General features: G+C 74.3%; 1 pseudogene. It reads right to left on the bottom strand.

Annotated features, from left to right (window positions below):
• Window positions 1-155: 155 nt before the first annotated feature.
• Window positions 156-1,022: pseudogene (locus ACFQ87_RS04180) on the bottom strand (M18 family aminopeptidase); the annotation flags it as partial.
• Between the last annotated feature and the right edge of the window lie 131 nt (window positions 1,023-1,153).

The raw sequence follows: 1,153 nt of genomic DNA, 5'->3' as shown, positions 1-1,153 counted from the left end.
AAACGGGAGGGGGGGGGGGGGGGGGGGGGGTTGGTCTACGTCGTCCCCCCCCTCCCCCCGTTGTGTGTGGGGGGGGGGGGAGAAAGGGGGGGGGGGGGGGGGGGGCCCCGGGGGGCCGCCCCCCCCCCCTCCCCCCGCCCTCTTCACCGGGAGCCTCAGCCCTCCAGGAACGCCTTGATCGCACTCGCCAGCAGGTACGGGTCCTCCGCCCCGCACAGCTCGCGCGCCGAGTGCATGGACAGCGCCGCGATGCCGCAGTCCACCGTCTTGATGCCCAGCCGCGCCGCCGTGATCGGGCCGATGGTCGTCCCGCAGGGCATGGCGTTGTTGGACACGAAGGTCTGCCACGGCACCCCGGCCTTCTCGCAGGCGGCCGCGAACACCGCCCGGCCGACGCCGTCGGTCGCGTAGCGGTTGTTGACGTTGACCTTGAGGATCGGCCCGCCGTTCGGCATCGGGTGGTGGCCCGGCTCGTGCCGCTCGGTGTAGTTCGGGTGGACGGCGTGGCCCATGTCCGAGGAGAGGCAGACGGTGCCGGCCAGCGCCCGGGCGCGGTCCTCCGGGTTGCCCCCGCGGGCGTGGATCGTCCGGTCGATCACGTTGCCGAGCAGCGGGCTCTGGGCGCCGGTGTCGGACTCGCTGCCGGTCTCCTCGTGGTCGAAGGCGGCCAGTACCGGGATGTACGGCAGCTCGACGGTGCCCTCGGCGGCCGCGGTGGCGACGGCGGCGAGCGCGGCGGTGGCCGCGTGCACCGACAGCAGGTTGTCCAGCCGCGGGGCGGCCAGCAGCTCCCGGTCGCGGCCCAGGTAGGAGGCGGGCTGGACGTCGTGGGTCATGAGGTCCCAGCCGACCACGTCCTCGACGGCCAGGCCGGCCCGCTCGGCGACGTAGCCGATCAGCGAGCCCTCGTCCACCGGGCCGAGGCCCCAGATCGGGGTGACGTGGCGCTGCCGGTCGAGCTTCATGCCGTCGTTGACCTGGCGGTCCAGGTGGATGGCGAGCTGGGGGACACGCAGCAGCGGGGTGTTCCGCTTGGAGGACCGCGCGCTTCCCTCCTTTCGGGCGGGTCTTTCCGGCAGACCGAAGGTCCAGTTGAGACAAGTGTTTCGCCGCCCCCCCCCCCCGATCCCCCCCCCACCCCCCCCCCCCCCCA

Source organism: Kitasatospora sp. NPDC056531 (assembly GCF_042794375.1).
Lineage (GTDB): Bacteria > Actinomycetota > Actinomycetes > Streptomycetales > Streptomycetaceae > Kitasatospora.
Note: the sequence above shows the minus strand (reverse complement) of the source record. Positions and strands in the feature narration are given on the sequence as shown.